Source organism: Pseudomonas sp. 203-8 (genome assembly GCF_020708595.1).
Lineage (GTDB): Bacteria > Pseudomonadota > Gammaproteobacteria > Pseudomonadales > Pseudomonadaceae > Pseudomonas > Pseudomonas aeruginosa.
The window spans coordinates 329,808-348,699 of record NZ_JAJFDF010000004.1; the positions used below are offsets into that span (position 1 = coordinate 329,808).

Consider the following 18,892-nt stretch of genomic DNA (forward strand, 5'->3'; position numbering starts at 1 on the left):
GAACGTCAGCCTTTCTTCTTGCCCGGCAGGATGCCCATCAGCTTGCAGATGATGCCGAGCATGATCTCGTCGGCACCGCCGCCGATGGATACCAGGCGGGAGTCGCGGTAGGCGCGGGAGACCGGGTTGTCCCACATGAAGCCCATGCCGCCCCAGTACTGCAGGCAGGCGTCGCTGACCTCGCGGCCGAGGCGGCCGGCCTTGAGCTTGGCCATGGAAGCCAGGCGCGTCACGTCCCTGCCTTTCACGTACAGCTCGGTGGCCTGGTAGACCAGGGCGCGCAGCGCCTCGACCTCGGTCATCATCTCGGCCATGCGGAAGTGGATGACCTGGTTGTCGATCAGCGGCTGGCCGAAGGTCCTGCGCTCCTTGCAATACTCGATGGTGACGTCGATGCAGTGCTCCAGGCCCTTGATCATGTTGGCCGCGCCGAACAGCCGTTCTTCCTGGAACTGCAGCATCTGCATCATGAAGCCGGCGCCTTCCGCGCCGATGCGGTTGCGCTGCGGTACGCGGACGTTATCGAAGAACACCTGGGCGGTCTCCGAACTGCGCATGCCGAGCTTGTCCAGGTGCGGGCTGAGGGTAATGCCCGGGGTCTTCATCGGGACCACGATCAGCGACTTGTTGACGTGCGGCTTGTCGTCGGAGGTATTGGCGAGCAGGCACATGAAGTCGGCCGACGGCGAGTTGGTGATCCACATCTTGCTGCCGTTGATCACATAGTCGTCGCCGTCCTTGCGCGCGGTGGTCTTCAGGCCGGCGACGTCGGAGCCGGCGCCGACCTCGGAGACGCCGATGCAGCCGACCATCTCGCCGGCGATGGCCGGGCGGAGGAACTCCTCGCGCAACTCGTCGGAACCGAAGCGGGCCAGGGCCGGGGTGCACATGTCGGTCTGCACGCCGATGGCCATCGGGATGCCGCCGCAGGTGATGCTGCCGAATTCCTCGGCGGCGACGATCGAGTAGCTGTAGTCCAGGCCCATGCCGCCGAACTTCTCCGGCTTGGAGATGCCCAGCAGGCCGAGTTCGCCGGCCTTGCGGAATATCTCGTGGATCGGGAAGCGGCCGTCCTTTTCCCACTGGTCGACGTTGGGGTTGATTTCCCGCTCGACGAAGCTGCGAACGGTGCGGCGGAGTTCCTCGTGTTCCTGGGTGAAGATCATGGGTTGTCTTTCCTCCTGGGCATCATTGTTTTCCGGCAGGATCCGCTTGCTCTCTCCCAACCCTCTTCCTTCAGGGAGAGCGGGGAGAGGGGCTGTCGCCGGCTCGCCTGTTGCAGTCAGAACCTCGCGACCCCGAAGCTGTTGCCCTTCAGCGGCCGCGCCTCGGCTTCCGCGCAGATATCCAGCAGGTAGCCGAGCAGCCTGCGGCTGTCGCGCGGGTCGACCAGGCCGTCGTCCCACAGGCTGGCGGTGCCGTAGAGCGCGGTGGACTGGCTGTCGAGCTTCTGCGCGGTGACGGTTTCCAGCATCTCGAGCATCTTCGGATCGGCTTCCTTGCCTTCCTTGGCGTGTTTCTCCTCGGTGACGATGCGCAGCACCTTGCCGGCCTGGGCACCGCCCATCACCGCGGTGCGACTGTTCGGCCAGGCGAAGATGAAGCGCGGGTCGAGGCCGCGTCCGCACATCGCGTAGTTGCCGGCGCCGTAGGAGCCGCCGACCACCAGGGTCAGCTTGGGCACGCGGGCGTTGGCCACCGCCTGGATCATCTTCGAGCCGTGCTTGATCACGCCCTGGCGCTCCGACTCGGTGCCGACCATGAAGCCGGTGGTGTTGTGCAGGAACAGCAGCGGCGTGTTGCTCTGTTCGCAGAGCTGGATGAACTGCGCCGCCTTGGCCGCGCCCTGCGGGGTGATCGGTCCGTTGTTGCCGATCAGGCCGCAGGCGTGGCCCTCGATGCGCAGGTGGCCGCAGACGGTCTGGCCGTCGAACTCGTTCTTGAAGTCGAGGAACTCGGAGCCGTCGGCGATGCGCGCGACGATCTCGCGGACGTCGTAGGGCTTCTTCGGGTCGGCCGGAACCACCCCGAGCAGCTCCTCCACCGGGTACAGCGGTTCACGCCAGGAACGCGCCGGGCGCGCCGGCAGTTGTGCGTTCCACGGCAACATGCCGACGATCTCGCGGGCCAGGCGCACGCCGTCGGCGTCGTTTTCCGCCAGGTATTCCGCGGTGCCGGCGACCTGCGCGTGCAGTTCGGCTCCGCCGAGCTCCTCGTCGCTGGCGATCTCGCCGGTGGCGGCCTTGAGCAACGGCGGCCCGGCGAGGAACATCTTGGCCTTGCCGCGCACCACCACCACGTAGTCCGACAGCCCCGGCTGGTAGGCACCGCCGGCGGTGCTGGAACCATGCACCACGGTGACCTGGGGAATGCCCATGGCGGAGATCCGCGCCTGGTTGGCGAAGCCGCGCGCACCTTCGACGAAGATCTCCGCCGCGTAGTTGAGGTTGGCGCCACCGCTTTCGGTGAGGGTCACCACCGGCAGCTTGTTCTCCATGGCGATCTGCTGCAGGCGCAGGGTCTTCTTCAGCCCGGTCGGGGAGATGGTGCCGCCCTTGATCGCGCTGTTGCTGGCACTGACCAGGCAGCGCACCCCGGCGATGTAGCCGATCCCGGCGATGATCCCGCCGCCGGCCTGGGTGCCGTCCTTGTCGTCGTGCAGCTTGTAGCCGGCCAGCGAGGACAGTTCGAGGAACGGCGCGCCCGGGTCGAGCAGCAGCGCCAGGCGTTCGCGCGGCAGCAGCTGGCCGCGTTTCTCGAACTTCGGCCTGGCCTCGGCGGCCTTGTCCAGGACCTTCTGCTCCAACTCGCGGAAGCCGGCCACGGCGGCGAGCATGGCCTCGCGGTTGCGGGCGAAGTCCTCGCCGTTGACGTCGAGTTCCGACTGGATCGCGGGCATGTCAGTCCTCCTGGTCCTTCAGTACGTCGGGCAGGTAGGCGCGGTGGAAGCCGTTGTACGCGCGGCTCTGTCCCGGCTTGCCCTTGAATAGCGGGAAGGCGCGGCTGCCCTGGCTGGCGGCGCCGTCGATGCGGATCGTGTTGCCGCTGACGAAGGCGGCGCCGGGGGAGAGCAGGAAGACGATGGCGGCGGCGACTTCCGACTCGCTGCCGATGCGCTTGAGCGGCACGTGCTCGCGCAGGGTCGGGATCACCGCCTTGAACGCGCCTTCGTAGGTATCCATGCCGCTGGACGCGATCCAGCCCGGCGCCACCGCGTTGACCCGCACGCCGGCATGGCCCCACTCGACGGCGGCGGTCCTGGTGAAATTCTCCATGCCCGAGCGTGCGGCGCCGGAGTGACCCATGCCGGGCATGCCGCCCCACATGTCGGCGAGCATGTTGACGATGCTGCCGCCGGTCTTGCTCATCGACTGGTTGAACACTTCGCGGGCGACCAGGAAGCCGCCGACCAGGTTGGTGCGGAGCACGGTCTCGAAGCCCTTCTGGCTGATCGAGGCGAGGGGCGAGGGATACTGGCCGCCGGCGTTGTTGACGAGGTGATGGATGGTTCCGCGTTCGGCCAGGATATTCGCCACCAGCGTCTTCACCGCTTCCTCCTCGCGGATGTCGCAGGCGTGCCAGCTGACGCTGCCGCCGTCCTCGACGATCTCGCCGGCGGTCTTCTCCAGCTTTTCCGCCTTGCGTCCGACCAGCACCACGTGGGCGCCGAGGGCCGCCAGCTCGTGGGCGGTGCAGCGGCCGATGCCGCTGCCGCCGCCGGTGACGATGATGGTCTGGCCGTCGAACAGGCCAGGTCGGAAGATCGAGTCGTAGCTCATTGTTCTGGTGACTCCGATGAATCCCGTAGAGGGGCAGCGGAACGCCGCATTCGCCGTTCCTGGTTGTGGTTATCTGCCTTGCGTTTCCAGCGCGTCGGCGAGCGCCTGCGGCACCGCCACCGGGAACTCCAGCAACTGCTGGGCAAAGGCCTTGCCCTGCGGGTCGATGCGCAGGCTGGCGACGCCGCCGCCGCCGAGGGCGTTCTCCAGCAGGAAGTTCAGGCTGTGGCTGCCCGGCAGGTACCAGCGGCCGACCCGGCCGGTCTGCGGGTCGAGCACATGCTGCATCCAGTCCACCACCGCGCCTTCCTCCAGCGCCTCGGCGATCCACGGCAGGTACTCCGGGCGCCGCGCCATGACCCCGATGTTGCTGTGGTTGCCTTTGTCGCCGGAGCGCGCCACCGCCAGCTTCACCAGCGGCACGCTGGCGCTGGCGGGCTGCTCCGGGCGTGGCGGCTGGCGCGCCTCGGCCAATCGTGCCGGGTCGAAGGCTTCGAGGACCGGCAGTTCCAGCGGATGGCGCTGGCCGTCGATCTCTACGCTCAACGCGCATTGCGCCTTGTCGATCAGGAAAGAGAACAGGCGGATCACCGGATACACCGTCGGCCGGCCGCCGACGATGCCGGTCAGGCCGGGCGCCATCCCGGTGGCGGCCTGGGCGATCTCGCGGGAGAACAGCACCAGGGCTTCCTTGCGCGGATGCCGGACGGCCAGCTTGACCACCACTTCGCGGCTGTCCTGCCGTCGCCCATGGGGACCATAGGTGGCTTCGCTGCCGAGCAGTTCGACATTGACCTCGCGGTAGGGCTCCCAGCCGCGCTCGGCGAAGATTTCCTCGGTCCTGGCGATGATCGCCTGGCTGACCCGCTCGGCCTTCTTCAGCGCATCGATGCCGGCGATTAGGCAACTGGCGGTGCAGCGGAAACCGTCCGGATAGGTGGCGCTGACCTTGTACCGGTCGGTGGGCGGCAGGCCGCGCGCGCCTTCCACCGCGACCCGGTCGGGTCCGACCTGGCGCAGGCGCACCTCGGTGAAGTCGCAGACCACGTCGGGCAGCAGGTAGGCGCGTGGGTCGCCGATCTCGTAGAGCATCTGTTCGCCGACGCTCAGTTCGCTGACCAGGCCACCGGTGCCGGGCGCCTTGGTCACCACGAAGCGCCCGTCGGCCTCGACCTCGACGATGGGGAAACCGATGTGCTCATAGTCCGGCACCTGCTCCCAGTCGGTGAAATTGCCGCCGGTGCATTGCGCGCCGCATTCGACGATGTGCCCGGCGAGGGCTGCCTGGGCCAGTCGGTCGTAGTCGTCCCAGGCCCAGCCGAACTCGTGCACCAGGGCGGCGCTGACCACCGCGCTGTCGACCACCCGGCCGGTGATCACGATATCCGCGTCCAGGCGCAGGGCCTCGACGATGCCCGGCGCGCCGAGGTAGGCGTTGAGCGAGACGCACATCGGCGGGAAAGGCGCGTCGCTGAACATCTCGCGGATGCCGGCCTTGGCCAGTTCGGCCTGGCGCGCTTGCAGGTTGTCGCCATGGAGCACGGCGATCTTCAGCTGCACCCCGGCCTTCTCGCAGGCCGCGGCGAGGGCGGCGGCACAGGCCTGCGGATTGATCCCGCCAGCGTTGCTGATGACGCGGATCTTCTTCTCGGCGATCTCGCCCAGCAGTGGTGCGAGGACCTCGACGAAGTCGGTGGCGTAGCCGGCGTCCGGCTGTTTCAGGCGGGCGCCGGCCATGATCGACATGGTGATCTCGGCCAGGTAGTCGAACACCAGGTAGTCCAGCGGCGCGCCGCGCACCAACTGGGCGGCCGCGGTGCAGGTGTCGCCCCAGAAGGCCGAGGCGCAGCCGATGCGTACGGTCTTTTGCATTGTTCTTGACCCGTGACGGCGGAAGTGTGGGGCGACATTACCAAGCAAGCGCTTGGTTGAGAAGAGGGCGGAAACAAATCCGTTCTCGGCTGTTACCCAAGCGCTTGCTCGGTCGTCTTCGCAGGCATACATTTCATGAATGCCGACAAGCACTTGCGGGGCAATCCCGAGGCCGGTCGGCAAATACGGAGCGGCCGGGCGCGCGGATGAGCGGCACCGAGCCGCCGACGATCCGGAAAAGGGGTACTCAGCGTTGGACGATCAGAAAGCCCGGGAAGTGATGCTGGAGCTGGTGGCTACCGGACAGCTCACCGATCCGGAAAGCGCCCGCGGCAAGCTGCTGCAGACCGCCGCCCACCTGTTCCGCAGCAAAGGCTACGAACGCACCACGGTGCGCGACCTGGCCAGCGCGGTGGGCATCCAGTCGGGCAGCATCTTCCATCACTTCAAGAGCAAGGACGAGATCCTGCGCTCGGTGATGGAAGAGACCATCCTCTACAACACCGCGCTGATGCGCGCCGCCCTGGCCGACGCCGAGGACCTGCGCGAGCGGGTGCTGGGACTGATCCGCTGCGAGCTGCAATCGATCATGGGCGGTACCGGCGAGGCGATGGCGGTGCTGGTCTACGAGTGGCGCTCGCTGTCCGCCGAAGGCCAGGCGTACATCCTCGGCCTGCGCGACATCTACGAGCAGATGTGGCTGGACGTGCTGGGGGAGGCGCGGCTGGCCGGCTACTGCCAGGGCGATCCGTTCATCCTGCGGCGCTTCCTCACCGGCGCGCTGTCCTGGACCACCACCTGGTTCCGTCCGGAAGGACCGATGAGTCTCGACCAGCTCGCCGAGGAGGCCCTGGCGCTGGTGATCAAGGACGCCTGATCACTCGGAGATCAGGCGGAACGGGTAGCTCAGCAGGAGGAAGTGCAGGGTGTTGATCGAGGCGTGCAGCAGCACCGCCAGCGACAGCCGCCCGCTGAAGTGCAGGACCATGCCGTAGCCCAGCCCGGCGATCCCGGCCAGTAGCGCATACACCGGGTTCACCAGCAGGTGCAGCGCGGCGTAGGCGAGGGTCGCGACGATGATTCCCGGCCAGGCGCCGAACCAGCGGATCAACTGGCTTTGCAGCAGGCCGCGGAAGAAAGCCTCCTCGGCCAGCGAGACCACCCCGACGTTCAGTACCAGCCACCACCAGAAGGCATCCGGCCACTTCGGCTGCCAGCTCGCGGCATTGGTCATGATCGACAGCAGCGGCACCACGAAGAAGGTCAGGCAGAAGGCCAGCGCGGTGATATCCAGCGACACCAGCGGCTGCTTCGGCCGGCGTAGCCACCAGGCGAGCAGGGTAAGGGCGACCAGGGCCTTGTCCCAGGGCAGCCAGATCATCTGGATCGGCGGGCTGGCGCTGGCAAGGTCCCAGGGGAACAGGCGCAGGGGAATGAAGCCGGGCAGGTAGTGGATGGCGATCAGGGCGCTGGCGGCGAGGCTCACCGGCCACCAGAGCAGGGTCGGCAGCCAGCGCTCGGCGTAGGTCACCCAGATGATGTAGAGCAGGACGATGACCGCCGTCAGCAGCGCGATGTGCCCGGTGAAGAAGCCCCCGAGCAGGAACAGAATGGGTAGAAGCGGTATCAGACGCCCGAGCATGCAGCCTCCCGTTTAAAGGAGGGATTCTAAAGGCATTTCGACCCGCGGATGGGAAAAGCGCAAGGAACGAACCTTCTGCCAGAGGGAAACACACGGGGAACGAACCCCAGGTTGCGCAGGAAAAACCACGCGCGGCCCGCATGACTCCGCCCCGCGAGCCTTCGCCTCGCCGGTTTTTCGCCCGCCGGGGTTTTCCTACGAGACCTAGTGACCCGCCGGCAGGCCAATAGGTTCAGCGGTCCTTCGCCTCCTGCGCGTCCAGCTCGGCGTTGCGTTCATGGATGCGTTTGAGCTGTTCCTCGCTCAACGGCAGCTTCTTCGCCGAGTCGCGCAGCAGCAGGAGTCCGCCGACGATGGAGCCCAGGGCGAGGACGATGATCAACCAGGCGTACCAGGGCATGTTGTTCTCCCTCATCGATATGAATGTTCACCATACGCCGGGTTTGCCTTTCTGTCAGACAACGCTCCGGCGCGAGGCCCTGTGGTTGAGACTCCCGGCGGCGCTCGGAAGTTGCGGGCGGAGAAAACGCTGAGCCTGGCCGGCGTGATGCCTGTCACATGTTGGCAATCTGACATTGCTTAACTGGCGGGTATCCCTTCATTGCCCCGTCCGGGCCTGCCAGCGAGAGGTTGCCGATGTCTCCGAGCGCGTTGTCCCGTCTGTTGCGCCCGGTGGAACCCCTGACTCCGGCGATGAGCATCAGCGACGTCGCCGACCGCCTGCTGATGCCGGAGCACCGTGCCTTCCTCTCGCTGCCGGTGGTCGACGACGAGCGCCGGGTCCTCGGCCTGGTCAGCCGCTACACCCTCCAGGACATCTTCATGCAGCGTTTCGGCCGCGACCTCTGGGGCCGCCATCCGGTGCGCGACGTCATGAACCGGGCGCCCCTCAGCGTCTCCCTCGGCGCCAGCCTGGAAGAGGCGGCGCAGCAGGTCACCGGTCGCCTGCAGTATCCGATCACCGAGGACTTCGCCCTGGTCGACGAAGAGGGCCGCTACCGTGGCCTGGGCACCGTGCTCGACCTGCTGAAGGCCATGGAGGCGCGCATCGCCCAGCGCAACCGGGTGCTGCGCAAAGCGCTGGTGGACCTCAAGGAGTCCCAGGCGCAACTGGTGCAGTCGGAAAAGATGGCTTCGCTCGGGCAGATGGTGGCCGGGGTCGCACACGAGCTGAACACGCCGCTCGGCTACGTCGGCAACAACCTGGCGCTGCTGGAGGAGCTGAGCGATCCCTTGTTGCGCCTGGCCGATGCCCAGGCGGCGCTGGTCGACTGCCTGGGCGACCCGCAGTGCGACGAAGCGCGCCTGGCGCAGGTGCTGCAGGCGGCCGACGCGGTGCGCCGTGAAGCCGCCGTCGAACAGTTGCGCGAGGACCTGCGGCAGTTGTTCGTCGATACCCGCTACGGCCTCGGCCAGATCGGCGAGCTGGTTTCCGGGCTCAAGGACTTCGCCCGCCTGGACCGCGCCTTCAGCGAGGAGGTCGACCTCAACGACTGCGTGCGCAACGCCGTGCTGATCGCCCGCACCGCCATCAAGGACAAGGCCGAGATCAGCAGCCAGCTCGGCGAGCTGCCGCTTATCGCCTGCGCGCCGTCGCAGATCAACCAGGTGCTGCTGAACCTGCTGACCAACGCCGCGCAGGCCATGGAGCGTTTCGGCCGCATCCTGCTGAAGAGCTGGGCCGACGAGCGCCAGGTGTTCCTCTCCGTGCAGGACAACGGCAAGGGCATGCCCGCCGAGGTCCTCGGCCGGATCTTCGACCCGTTCTTCACCACCAAGCCGGTGGGGCAGGGCACCGGGCTCGGCCTGTCGATCAGCTACAAGATCATCCAGCAACATGGCGGGACCATCCGCGTGGCCTCCGAACCGGGCCGCGGAACCCGCTTCCTCATCAGCCTGCCGCGAGAGCAGGCCCGCGAACTGAAACGGAGCGCCTGACATGAGCCCATCTCCCGTCCGCATTCTCTTCGTCGATGACGAGGAGCGCATCCTGCGCAGCCTGGCCATGCAGTTCCGCCGCCATTACGAGGTGCTCACCGAGAGCGACCCGCGGCGCGCCCTGGAGCGCCTGAAGACGGAACGGATACAGGTGCTGGTCAGCGACCAGCGCATGCCGCAGATGAGCGGCGCCGAACTGCTGGCGCAGGCTCGCGAGCGCTATCCGGAGACCCTGCGGATTCTCCTCACCGGCTATTCCGACCTCGATGCCGCCGTCGACGCGCTCAACGACGGTGGCATCTTCCGCTACCTGACCAAGCCCTGGAATCCCCAGGAAATGGCCTTCACCCTGCGCCAGGCGGCGGAGATCGCCAGCCGCCAGGGCCTGCCGGCGCCGCCCGCGGCCACGCTGGCGGCGCCGCTGAGCGTGCTGCTGCTCGACGACGACCCGGAAACCCTGGACTGCGTCGGGGCCTTCTGCCATGCCGGCGGGCATCGCCTGCTGCGCGCGCGCAACCTGGCCGAGGCGCTGGTGTGGCTGAACACCGAACCGGTGGAGGTGCTGGTCAGCGACCTGAAGCTGGCCGGGGAGCATACCGCGCCGCTGCTGAAATCCCTGGCCCAGGCCCATCCGCGCCTGCTCAGCCTGGTGGTTACGCCGTTCCGCGACACCCAGGCCCTGCTCGAACTGATCAACCAGGCGCAGATATTCCGCTACCTGCCCAAGCCGATCCGCAGGGGATTGTTCGAGAAAGGCCTGAAGGCGGCCGCCGAGCAGGCCTTGCTGTGGCGCGGGCGAAGCCTGCCGGAGGTCGACCGGCTGGCCGAGGTGCCGCGCGACGAGCGCGAGAAGGAACGGGTCGGCAGCCTGCTCGGCATGCTCGGCCGCCTGCGCGAGCGGCTGACGGCCTGAACGCCGGCCTAGCCGGCGTCGCAACCGGCGGCCTTGGCCTGGCGGCTTTCCACCAGGCGTGCGCGGAGGACGTCGTAGCTCCAGTTGAAGGCCATGGTGTAGGGCAGGAAGAACAGGATCAGGCCCATGTCGAGGAGGAACGCCTCGACCAGTCCGATCGACAGCCACCAGGCGGCCAGCGGTACCAGCACCACGATCAGGCCCAGCTCGAAGAGCATCGCATGCAGCACCCGGACCAGCAGGGTGCGCTGGAAGCCCATGCGCCGCTGGGCGCGGTCGAAGAGGCTGTTGAAGAGCATGTTCCAGAGCATCGCCACGGTGGAGAACATCAGCGTCAGCGCACCCATGTGCGCCAGGGGCTTGTTCATCACCAGCGACAGCACCGGCGCGGTGAGGAGGACGGCCAGGCCCTCGAAGGCCAGGGCGTGGAAGATCCGCTCCTTGAGAGTCTTGTCGAGGGCGGTGTGGGTGTGGGTCATGGCGAACGCTCCCGGTTCGTCGTTGAAGTCGGGCTGTATTGTCATCGGTCTTTGGGATAGGGTTAAGTTGGATACCATCGGAAAAACCGATATGCATTTGTCGCCCGAATCCCTCGAGGCCTTCGTCCAGGCCGTTTCCCTCGGCTCCTTCAGCGCCGCCGCGCGCAAGCTGGGCAAGAGCCAGTCGACCGTCAGCGAGGCCATTGCCCGGCTGGAGATCGACCTCGGCCTGGAACTCTTCGATCGCAGTGGCCGCCAGCCGCAACTGACCGAGGCCGGACGCACCCTGCTGGGACGGGTCGAGGAGGTCCTCGGCGCATCCGACCGCCTGCGCCGGGTCGCCGCGCTGCTCGCCGGCGGCTCGGAGCCACGGGTGACCCTGGCGCTATCCGACACCTACCATTCGGCGCGCTACGAGGCGCGCCTGGCCGAACTGGACGAGCGTTACCCTGAGCTGGAGTTCGAATGCCTGATCGCCGAGGACCAGGACGTGATCGCCCAGGTCAGCCGCGGCCGCGCCACCCTCGGCCTGCTCGCCGCGCAGCCGCACTACCCGCCGGAGCTGGGCGTGGCGGCGGTCGCCGAGCGTGCCGAGTTCGGCCTGTTCGCCGCCGTCGACCATCCGCTGGCGGGTCTGGAGCGGGTCAGCGAGCGCGACCTTTCCGAATGGCGTCTGCTGCGCCTGAACACCTATAGCGAGACCGGCGCGGCGATCAGCGACGGCCTGCCGTCCAGCGGCGGGCGCTGCTGGTCGGCGCCCAACTACCTGTTGCTGCTGGAAATGGCCACCCACGGCTTCGGTTGGGCCGAGCTGCCGCGCTGGCTGGTCAGCGGCTACGCCAACGGACGGCTGAAGGAGTTGCCGGTGTCCGGCTGGCCGCGCAGCCAGGCGGTGGACGTGGTCTGGTCGCGGCAGCGGCCGTTGGGACCGGCGGCCAACTGGTTGCTGGACCGCTTGCTGGATCGCGACCTGCCTATCTAGGGAGGGCCGGCTGAGCCCCGGTTCAGCCGGCGAAGCCGCCGGCGGCGAGGAAGGCGAGTTCCTCGGCGCTGGACGGGCGACCGAGGATCGGATTGCGATGGGGAAAGCGCCCGAAGCGGCGGATGATCTCGCGATGCTCACGAGCGTGGGCGAGGAAGGGCTGGCCGAGTCCGTGGTTCAGCGTTACCGAGCGATCCTGGTCGGCAAGGTTCTCGGCATGGGCGAACGGCAGGTAGAAGAACAGCCGCAGCGCGTCCCCGACCTGGCGGTCGAGGCCTTGTCCCAGAGCCCGCTCCGCCCAGCGCCGCGCTTGGGCGTCGCTGGCGTACATGCGCGGGGTTCCACGGAAGGCGTTGCGCGGGTACTGGTCGAGCAGCAACAGCAGGCCGAGATGGTCCTCGGCTTCATCGGCAGCCGGGCGCAGCGCGTTGGCGCAGGCAAGCTCGTAGAGGTGGGCGAAGCGCTCGCGGAAGCGCCGGTCGAAATCGGCGTTCCTGGCGAACCAGAGGGTAGGGCCGGCATCGCGCCAGAAACCGACCACTTCCGGCAGCGGGGACGCGCTGGGAGGAAGCAAAAGCGCTGCATGGGGCATCTGCGGATCCAGGAAGGAGAGTAGGGACTCCAGGCTATTGGTCCGGGTTCTTTGGATAAACGTAGGTGGCATGGATAGACTGTCCAGCCATCCCGAATAGAGAGAAGGGGCCTGCCCATGGATCGTCTGGACAGCATGCGCGTGTTCCTGCGCGTTGCCGAAACCGGCAGCTTCACCAAGGCCGCGGACCTGCTGGACATGCCGCGGGCGACGGTCTCGGCGGCGGTCCAGCAGCTCGAAGCGCAACTCGGCAGCCGGCTGCTGCATCGCACCACCCGGCAGGTCCAGCTGACCCACGACGGCAGCGTGGTGCTGGAGCGTTGCCGCCACCTGCTGGAAGACATGGAGGAGCTGGAGAGCCTGTTCCACGACGGCAGCCGCGCCAGCGGCCGGCTCAAGGTCGACGTGCCGAGCCGGGTGGCGCGACTGCTGATCGCCCCGGCGCTGCCGGAATTCTTCCGCCAGCATCCGGACATCGAACTGGAACTGGGCTCCAGCGACCGTTCGGTGGACCTGGTGCAGGAGGGCGTCGACTGCGTCCTGCGGGTCGGCCAGTTGGGCAACAGCAGCCTGGTGGCGCGACGCCTCGGCGAGATGCAACTGATCAATTGCGCCAGTCCCGCCTACCTGGAAGAGCATGGCGAGCCACGGACGCCAGCCGACCTCGACCGGCACTGGGCGGTCAACTATGCCTCGCCCAGCAGCGGCCGGGTGTTGCCCTGGGAGTACCGCGAGGATGGGCGCACCCTGACCCGCGCGTTGCGCAGCCGGGTCACGGTGAACAACGCGGAAAGCTACATCGCCTGCTGCCTGTCCGGACTGGGCCTGATCCAGATCCCTGCCTACGACGTGCGCGAGCACCTCCAACGCGGCGAGCTGCGCGAGGTGCTGCCGCAGTGGCGGGCCGAAGCGATGCCGGCGTACGCCCTGTATCCGCACCGGCGGCATCTGTCGCGGCGGGTCAGGGCATTCGTCGACTGGCTGGAGCAACTGCTCCGCGCCCGCCTCTAGTCCACGACGTTCATCTCCCCGGCGCGTTCCGGGCTACGGCAAACGGCCGGATTCTGCGACAATGCGCGCCGTTTTCGATTCGCCGCGAGAGAGCCCATGTCCGCCTGCCAGTCCCCCATCATCGTCGCCCTGGATTTCCCCACCCGTGAGGCCGCCCTGGCGCTGGCCGATCAGCTGGACCCGAAACTGTGCCGGGTGAAGGTCGGCAAGGAACTCTTCACCAGTTGTGCCGCGGGTATAGTCGAGACCTTGCGTGGCAAGGGCTTCGAGGTGTTCCTCGACCTGAAATTCCACGACATCCCGAACACCACGGCGATGGCGGTGAAGGCCGCCGCCGAGATGGGCGTGTGGATGGTCAACGTGCACTGCTCCGGCGGCCTGCGCATGATGGCCGCCTGCCGCGAGACGCTGGAGGCCTTCAGCGGGCCCAGGCCGTTGCTCATCGGCGTGACCGTGTTGACCAGCATGGAGCGCGAGGACCTGGCGGGCATCGGCCTCGACATCGAGCCCCAGGAGCAGGTGTTGCGCCTCGCCGCCCTGGCGCAGAAGGCCGGCATGGACGGCCTGGTCTGCTCGGCCCAGGAAGCGCCGGCGCTGAAGGCCGCCCATCCGGGCCTGCAACTGGTCACGCCGGGCATCCGCCCGGCCGGCAGCGCCCAGGACGACCAGCGGCGCATCCTCACCCCGCGCCAGGCCCTGGACGCCGGCTCCGATTACCTGGTGATCGGCCGGCCGATCAGCCAGGCCGCCGACCCGGCCAAGGCGCTGGCGGCGATCGTCGCCGAACTGGGCTGAGGCGGCTTCCCCCACGCCTGCCGTCGGCGACCGTCGCGCGCCGTGTCGAGCCGGACTGGCGCAGGCATCATCCGCGCCGGCGCCCAGGGGGGCGCCTGTCCCTCCCCAGCGTCTAGGCTTGTAGCGGGCACTCCGGCAAGTACCGGTGGCAACGGTTTCACAGTTTCGTGAGGAAAAATTGCAAGTGCCTTGCCGGCTGGCCCCAGGCCAGTAGGATCGCTGTTTTCCCCGGAAACGCGAGGTCGGGATGCTGAACACCCTGGAAGCCTGCCTGAAGGCGGTCGATGAGATTCTCCTGGGCAAGGACCGCCAGGTGCGCCTGGCCCTGGCCTGCCTGCTGGCCCGTGGGCACCTGTTGATCGAAGACCTGCCGGGGATGGGCAAGACCACCCTCAGCCATGCCCTGGCGCGGGTGCTCGGGCTCAGTTTCCAGCGCATCCAGTTCACCTCGGACCTGCTGCCGGGCGATATCCTCGGTACCTCGGTGTTCGACAAGGACAGCGGGCAATTCGTCTTCCATCCCGGGCCGATCTTCGCCGAACTGGTGCTTGCCGACGAGATCAACCGCGCCACGCCGAAAAGCCAGAGCGCCTTGCTCGAGGCGATGGAAGAAGGCCAGGTGACCATCGAGGGCGCCACCCGGCCCTTGCCGGAACCGTTCTTCGTCATCGCCACGCAGAACCCGGCCAGCCAGGGCGGCACCTTCTCCCTGCCGGAATCGCAGCTGGATCGCTTCCTGATGCGCCTGTCGCTGGGCTACCCCGGACGCGCGGCGGAACGCTCGCTGTTGCTCGGCGAAGCCCGGCGCGATCTGCTGCCGCGCCTGGAACCCTTGCTCGACCACGCGGCGCTGGCCGCTTTCCAGGCCGAAGTGCCGAAGGTCCGCGCCAGCGATGCGCTGGTGGACTACGTGCTGCGCCTGGTCGAAGCGACCCGCACGCAGCCGGCCTTCGCCCTCGGCCTGTCGCCGCGCGGTAGCCTGGCGTTGCTCGCCGCGGCGCGTGCCTGGGCGCTGCTGGCGGGACGCGACTATGTGATTCCGGAAGACGTCCAGGCGGTGTTGCCGGCGGTCGCCGGGCATCGCCTGCGCGACCAGGCGGACCCCACCGGGCACGGTGGCGGCGCGCTGGTGCAATGGCTGTTGCGCGAAGTCCCGGCGCTCTGATGCGCCTGCGCAACTGGCCGCGCTGGCAGCGCTGGCTGAACCGGCGGATACCGCCGGCGAGCAGCGTCGAGCTGAACCAGCGCCGCGTATTCATCCTGCCGACCCGCCAGGGCGGCGCTTTCGGCCTGGCGCTGCTGGTGATGCTGCTGGCGGCGATCAACTACCAGAACAGCCTGGCCTACGGGTTGACCTTCCTGCTGCTGTCCCTGGGCGTGGTGACCATCCTCCATACCTATCGCAACCTTGCCGGCCTGCGCCTCACCGTGTTGGGAGCGGACCCGGTGTTCGCCGGCGAGCGCGCCGGTTTCCGGGTGCGCCTGGAAAGCCCGCGGCGGGCGCGCCAGGCCATCGCCGTCGGCTGGCCGGAGCGGCCGCTGGAATACGCCGACCTGGCAGGCGACGCGGCTGCCGAGGTGCTGCTGTTCCACCCGACCGAGCGACGCGGCTGGCTGCGGCCGGGGCGCCTGCGGGTGGAGAGTCGCTTTCCCCTCGGCCTGCTGGTGGCCTGGAGCTGGGTCGACCTGCGCCAGCAGGCGCTGGTCTACCCTCGGCCGCAGGCCGGCGAGCCGTTCCTCGCGCCGGGCGCGGAGGATGCCGAGGACCAGGGGCGCGCGCTGGCGAGCGCGGGCGTCGACGACTACCAGGGACTGCGCGCCTACCAGCCGGGCGACTCGCGGCGGCGCCTGCATTGGAAGGCGTTTTCCCGTGGCCAGGGGCTGCTGGTGAAGGACTTCGCCGCGCTCGGTGGGGAAGACTTGTGGCTGGAATTCGAGCGCCTCGGCGGGGATCTCGAAAGTCGCCTGGGCCGCTTGTGCCATGCAGTCCTGGAACTCTCCGCGCGGCAGCAGCCCTATGGCCTGGCGCTGCCCGGCACACGCCTGCAACCGGCCAGCGGCGAGGCCCAGCGCGAGGCCTGCCTGCGTGCGCTAGCGTTGTTCGGAGCGGCGCGATGAACGCGATTCCGCGGGTCGCGCTGGTCTGGCTGCTGGTGGCGCAGGTACTGGTGATCCTGCCGCACCTGGCCTACATGCCGCTGTGGATCGCGGCCATGTGGCTCGGTTGCGCGGCCTGGCGGGTGCAGGTCTTCCGCATGCGTGCCGGCTATCCGCGCGCCTGGGTCAAGCTGGCCCTGGCGCTGCTCGCCGGGGCCGGGGTCTGGTTGTCGCGCGGCAGCCTGGTGGGCCTGGACGCGGGGGCGGTGCTGCTGATCGCCGCGTTCATCCTCAAGCTGGTGGAAATGAAGACCCGCCGCGATGCGCTGGTACTGGTGTTCCTCGGTTTCTTCGCAGTGGTGGTGGGCTACCTGTTCGACGACGGTTTCCTCGCCGCGCTGTACAGCCTGCTGCCGGTGACCGCGTTGCTGGCGGCGCTGATCGGCTTGCAGCAGAGCGCTTTCGCCAGCCGGCCCTGGCCGACCCTGCGGCTGGCCGGCGGGCTGTTGCTGCAGGCGCTGCCGCTGATGCTCCTGCTGTTCCTGTTCTTCCCCCGCCTGGGGCCGCTGTGGTCGTTGCCGATGCCCGGCAACAAGGGGGTCACCGGACTCTCGGAGAGCATGGCGCCAGGGGATATCGCCGAGCTTGGGCGCTCCGCCGAACTGGCGTTCCGGGTCCGCTTCGAGGGCGCACCGCCGCCGCGCGAGCAGCTCTACTGGCGCGCCTTGACCATGGAGCGTTTCGACGGACGACGTTGGGCTCAGGCGCCGCAATGGCCGGGCGAGGATGCTCTGCACTGGCAGAAGCGTGGCCCCGAGCTGCGCTACGACGTGATCATGCAGCCCAGTTCGCAGCCCTGGCTGTTCGCCCTCGACGTGGCGCAGACCGACCAGACCGACACGCGCCTGATGAGCGATTTCCACCTGCAGCGGCGGCAGCCGGTCGAGCAACGTCTGTTCTACCGAGTCAGTTCCTGGCCACAGGCGCTGCGCGAGTCCAGCATCGATCCGCGCACGCGCTGGCGCAACCTGCAGTTGCCGATGCACGGCAATCCGCGCGCGCGAGCGCTGGCCGACGAGTTGCGCCAGGCCCATGCGCAACCGCAGGCGCTGGTCGCGGCCCTGTTGCAGCGCTTCAACCACGAGCCCTTCGCCTACACCCTGAAACCGCCAGCGACCGGCGCCGACGGGGTGGACGATTTCCTGTTCGACACGCGCAGCGGCTTCTGCGCGCATTACGCCGGGGCGATGGCTTTCGTCCTGCGCGCCGCGGGCATTCCTGCGCGAGTGGTGGCCGGTTACCAGGGCGGCGAGCTGAATCCGGCGGGCAACTACCTGCTGGTGCATCAGTTCGACGCCCACGCCTGGGTCGAGTATTGGCAGCCGGAGCAGGGCTGGCTGAGCGTCGACCCGACCTACCAGGTGGCGCCCGAACGGATCGAACAGGGGCTGGAGCAGGCCCTGGCCGGGGACAGCGAGTACCTCGCCGACGCGCCGCTGTCGCCGTTGCGCTACCGTGGCCTGCCCTGGCTCAACGACATGCGTCTGGCCTGGGACAGCCTGAACTACGGCTGGCAACGCTGGGTCCTGGCCTACCAGGGTGAGCAGCAGGGCGCCTTCCTGCAGCGCTGGTTCGGCGGGCTCGATCCGACCCGACTGGGCCTGTTGCTCGGTGCCGCGGCGATATTGTCGGTCGGTCTGCTCGCGCTGTTCCTGCTCAAGCCCTGGCAAGGCCGTGACGATCTGCGCAGCCGCCAACTGCGCCGCTTCGAACGCCTGCTGGAGATGCATGGCCTGCGCCGTTCCCCCGGCGAAGGGCTACGCTCCTACGGCGAGCGCGCCGCCCGCGTCCTGCCGGCGCAGGCGCCAGCCATCGCGGCCTTCGTCGGCGCGTTCGAAGCGCAACGCTATGGACACGGCGGTGCCGATGATCCAGGGTTGCGTCTGCGCGCATTGCGCCGGGCGCTGCCCTGGCGCCTGGTGCGCACGCCCACGCGGGATGGCCGGGGAGAGGAGCAGGCATGACGGGGTTCATCGATGAACTGCTGGCCGAGGTGATCGGCCAGCAGGTGGCGTTGATGTCGGCGGTCGCCCGCCTGGAGGCGCGCACGGATGGCGAGGCACTGCACGACCTGCGCATCGCCCTGCGCCGTCTGCGCAGCCTGCTGCGGCCGATCCGCGGAGTCCCCGGCGTCGAGGAGCTGGAGCATGCCGCCGCCGAGGTCGGGCGGCTCAGCGGGCCGATCCGCGACCTGGAGGTGCTGCTGCCGGCGCTCGCCGCCGAAGGGCTGCGGGATGCGCTGGCGGTGCGCCGGCCGGTGCTGGAGTCCGGCTACGTGGCGGTTCTCGCCAGCCAGCCGCTGCACCGCCTGCAGCTTTGCCTGGACGTCTGGCCGGCCCTGTTGCGTACGGCCCAGCGGCATGCCGTGCTGGATGGCCTGCACGGCCGGGTGCGCAAGCGCCTGCGCCGGCAATGGAAGACCCTGCGCGCCGAGCTGGCGGACACCACCTACGAGCACTGGCACCCGCTACGGCTGCGGATCAAGCGCGTGCGCTACGGGCTGGAGGCCTATCCGCACGATTGCAGCATTCCCGGCTCGCTGCTGGCGCCGCTCAAGGCGGCCCAGTCGGCGCTGGGCGATTGGCACGACCTCGAACAGTGGCTGTTGCGATGCCAGCGCGAGCCGGACCTGGCGCCCGTGCGCGAGGTCTGGACGGCACGCTTCGAACTGGCCCGGGAGCGTGCCGGACGGGCCCTGTCGACATTGCAGCAGGCGCTTGCCGGGCACTGAG

At 68.5% G+C, this 18,892-nt stretch carries 18 protein-coding genes; 10 read left to right on the forward strand and 8 right to left on the reverse strand.

Features of this window, described 5'->3' with window-relative positions; all coding sequences use genetic code 11:
• Positions 1-5: 5 nt before the first annotated feature.
• From atuD to LJF27_RS11445, 4 genes are all read right to left on the reverse strand, one after another.
• Complete coding sequence (gene atuD / locus LJF27_RS11430) at positions 6-1,166, reverse strand: citronellyl-CoA dehydrogenase (RefSeq protein ID WP_025921194.1); 1,161 nt, start codon at positions 1,164-1,166, stop codon at positions 6-8.
• A gap of 116 nt (positions 1,167-1,282) precedes the next feature.
• Positions 1,283-2,899: a geranyl-CoA carboxylase subunit beta gene (atuC, locus tag LJF27_RS11435; protein ID WP_003114738.1), complete on the reverse strand. Its 1,617-nt coding sequence runs from the start codon at positions 2,897-2,899 to the stop codon at positions 1,283-1,285.
• A gap of 1 nt (position 2,900) precedes the next feature.
• Positions 2,901-3,779 carry an SDR family oxidoreductase gene (locus tag LJF27_RS11440; protein ID WP_003090991.1) on the reverse strand — a complete coding sequence of 293 codons (879 nt, stop codon included), beginning with the start codon at positions 3,777-3,779 and terminating at the stop codon, positions 2,901-2,903.
• A gap of 69 nt (positions 3,780-3,848) precedes the next feature.
• Entirely contained in the window at positions 3,849-5,651 is a 1,803-nt protein-coding gene (locus LJF27_RS11445; protein ID WP_003117642.1) for an acyclic terpene utilization AtuA family protein, read from the reverse strand.
• Between the two features lie 253 nt (positions 5,652-5,904).
• On the opposite strand from LJF27_RS11445, the gene atuR reads away from it, so the two are divergent.
• Complete coding sequence (gene atuR, locus LJF27_RS11450; protein ID WP_003117641.1) at positions 5,905-6,528, forward strand: atu genes transcriptional repressor AtuR; 624 nt, start codon at positions 5,905-5,907, stop codon at positions 6,526-6,528.
• Here atuR and LJF27_RS11455 read toward each other — a convergent pair whose 3' ends face one another.
• On the reverse strand, positions 6,529-7,293 hold the full coding sequence (locus tag LJF27_RS11455; protein ID WP_003090986.1) for a CPBP family intramembrane glutamic endopeptidase: 765 nt from the start codon (positions 7,291-7,293) through the stop codon (positions 6,529-6,531). It abuts the gene before it with no gap.
• A 232-nt stretch (positions 7,294-7,525) separates the two neighbouring features.
• Positions 7,526-7,693 (reverse strand): DUF2897 family protein, encoded by a 168-nt coding sequence (locus LJF27_RS11460; RefSeq protein ID WP_003090984.1) that lies wholly within the window; start codon positions 7,691-7,693, stop codon positions 7,526-7,528.
• A 236-nt stretch (positions 7,694-7,929) separates the two neighbouring features.
• On the opposite strand from LJF27_RS11460, the gene LJF27_RS11465 reads away from it, so the two are divergent.
• Together LJF27_RS11465 and LJF27_RS11470 are read left to right on the forward strand one after the other, a co-directional pair.
• On the forward strand, positions 7,930-9,231 hold the full coding sequence (locus LJF27_RS11465; RefSeq protein ID WP_023115247.1) for a sensor histidine kinase: 1,302 nt from the start codon (positions 7,930-7,932) through the stop codon (positions 9,229-9,231).
• Position 9,232: 1 nt separating this feature from the next.
• The gene (locus tag LJF27_RS11470; RefSeq protein WP_003090981.1) at positions 9,233-10,144 is read left to right on the forward strand and encodes a response regulator; all 912 of its coding nucleotides are present in this window, start codon (positions 9,233-9,235) and stop codon (positions 10,142-10,144) included.
• An 8-nt stretch (positions 10,145-10,152) separates the two neighbouring features.
• On the opposite strand, the gene LJF27_RS11475 is transcribed toward LJF27_RS11470, so the two are convergent.
• Positions 10,153-10,623, reverse strand: a complete 471-nt coding sequence (locus LJF27_RS11475; RefSeq protein WP_003117639.1) for a multidrug/biocide efflux PACE transporter — start codon at positions 10,621-10,623, stop codon at positions 10,153-10,155.
• Positions 10,624-10,714: 91 nt separating this feature from the next.
• Between LJF27_RS11475 and LJF27_RS11480 the strand changes: the two genes are divergently transcribed.
• Positions 10,715-11,605 (forward strand): LysR family transcriptional regulator, encoded by an 891-nt coding sequence (locus LJF27_RS11480; protein ID WP_003117638.1) that lies wholly within the window; start codon positions 10,715-10,717, stop codon positions 11,603-11,605.
• A gap of 22 nt (positions 11,606-11,627) precedes the next feature.
• On the opposite strand, the gene LJF27_RS11485 is transcribed toward LJF27_RS11480, so the two are convergent.
• Positions 11,628-12,269 carry a DUF924 family protein gene (locus LJF27_RS11485; RefSeq protein ID WP_004344575.1) on the reverse strand — a complete coding sequence of 214 codons (642 nt, stop codon included), beginning with the start codon at positions 12,267-12,269 and terminating at the stop codon, positions 11,628-11,630.
• A 45-nt stretch (positions 12,270-12,314) separates the two neighbouring features.
• On the opposite strand from LJF27_RS11485, the gene LJF27_RS11490 reads away from it, so the two are divergent.
• The 6 genes from LJF27_RS11490 (at position 12,315) to LJF27_RS11515 (ending at position 18,891) form a co-directional block, all read left to right on the forward strand.
• Positions 12,315-13,208 (forward strand): LysR family transcriptional regulator, encoded by an 894-nt coding sequence (locus tag LJF27_RS11490; RefSeq protein WP_003101696.1) that lies wholly within the window; start codon positions 12,315-12,317, stop codon positions 13,206-13,208.
• 96 nt (positions 13,209-13,304) lie between these two features.
• On the forward strand, positions 13,305-14,003 hold the full coding sequence (gene pyrF / locus LJF27_RS11495; RefSeq protein ID WP_003090975.1) for an orotidine-5'-phosphate decarboxylase: 699 nt from the start codon (positions 13,305-13,307) through the stop codon (positions 14,001-14,003).
• Between the two features lie 247 nt (positions 14,004-14,250).
• Positions 14,251-15,168: an AAA family ATPase gene (locus LJF27_RS11500; RefSeq protein ID WP_003090974.1), complete on the forward strand. Its 918-nt coding sequence runs from the start codon at positions 14,251-14,253 to the stop codon at positions 15,166-15,168.
• Positions 15,168-16,121: a DUF58 domain-containing protein gene (locus LJF27_RS11505; RefSeq protein WP_023116985.1), complete on the forward strand. Its 954-nt coding sequence runs from the start codon at positions 15,168-15,170 to the stop codon at positions 16,119-16,121. Before LJF27_RS11500 ends, LJF27_RS11505 begins: the two co-directional genes overlap by 1 nt.
• A complete protein-coding gene (tgpA, locus tag LJF27_RS11510; protein WP_003122520.1) occupies positions 16,118-18,124 on the forward strand; it encodes a protein-glutamine gamma-glutamyltransferase TgpA in 2,007 nt (668 codons plus the stop codon). Before LJF27_RS11505 ends, tgpA begins: the two co-directional genes overlap by 4 nt.
• The gene (locus tag LJF27_RS11515; protein WP_003114744.1) at positions 18,121-18,891 is read left to right on the forward strand and encodes a CHAD domain-containing protein; all 771 of its coding nucleotides are present in this window, start codon (positions 18,121-18,123) and stop codon (positions 18,889-18,891) included. Before tgpA ends, LJF27_RS11515 begins: the two co-directional genes overlap by 4 nt.
• The last annotated feature ends 1 nt before the right edge of the window (position 18,892 follow it).

Coding starts and splice junctions, on each gene's coding strand:
- LJF27_RS11475 (WP_003117639.1), bottom strand. CDS start 10,623: ATGACCCACACCCACACCGCCCTCGACAAGACTCTCAAGGAGCGGATC.
- atuC (WP_003114738.1), bottom strand. CDS start 2,899: ATGCCCGCGATCCAGTCGGAACTCGACGTCAACGGCGAGGACTTCGCC.
- LJF27_RS11470 (WP_003090981.1), top strand. CDS start 9,233: ATGAGCCCATCTCCCGTCCGCATTCTCTTCGTCGATGACGAGGAGCGC.
- atuD (WP_025921194.1), bottom strand. CDS start 1,166: ATGATCTTCACCCAGGAACACGAGGAACTCCGCCGCACCGTTCGCAGC.
- LJF27_RS11515 (WP_003114744.1), top strand. CDS start 18,121: ATGACGGGGTTCATCGATGAACTGCTGGCCGAGGTGATCGGCCAGCAG.
- LJF27_RS11455 (WP_003090986.1), bottom strand. CDS start 7,293: ATGCTCGGGCGTCTGATACCGCTTCTACCCATTCTGTTCCTGCTCGGG.
- LJF27_RS11460 (WP_003090984.1), bottom strand. CDS start 7,693: ATGCCCTGGTACGCCTGGTTGATCATCGTCCTCGCCCTGGGCTCCATC.
- LJF27_RS11480 (WP_003117638.1), top strand. CDS start 10,715: ATGCATTTGTCGCCCGAATCCCTCGAGGCCTTCGTCCAGGCCGTTTCC.
- LJF27_RS11505 (WP_023116985.1), top strand. CDS start 15,168: ATGCGCCTGCGCAACTGGCCGCGCTGGCAGCGCTGGCTGAACCGGCGG.
- LJF27_RS11490 (WP_003101696.1), top strand. CDS start 12,315: ATGGATCGTCTGGACAGCATGCGCGTGTTCCTGCGCGTTGCCGAAACC.
- LJF27_RS11440 (WP_003090991.1), bottom strand. CDS start 3,779: ATGAGCTACGACTCGATCTTCCGACCTGGCCTGTTCGACGGCCAGACC.
- LJF27_RS11445 (WP_003117642.1), bottom strand. CDS start 5,651: ATGCAAAAGACCGTACGCATCGGCTGCGCCTCGGCCTTCTGGGGCGAC.
- LJF27_RS11465 (WP_023115247.1), top strand. CDS start 7,930: ATGTCTCCGAGCGCGTTGTCCCGTCTGTTGCGCCCGGTGGAACCCCTG.
- tgpA (WP_003122520.1), top strand. CDS start 16,118: ATGAACGCGATTCCGCGGGTCGCGCTGGTCTGGCTGCTGGTGGCGCAG.
- LJF27_RS11500 (WP_003090974.1), top strand. CDS start 14,251: ATGCTGAACACCCTGGAAGCCTGCCTGAAGGCGGTCGATGAGATTCTC.
- LJF27_RS11485 (WP_004344575.1), bottom strand. CDS start 12,269: ATGCCACCTACGTTTATCCAAAGAACCCGGACCAATAGCCTGGAGTCC.
- pyrF (WP_003090975.1), top strand. CDS start 13,305: ATGTCCGCCTGCCAGTCCCCCATCATCGTCGCCCTGGATTTCCCCACC.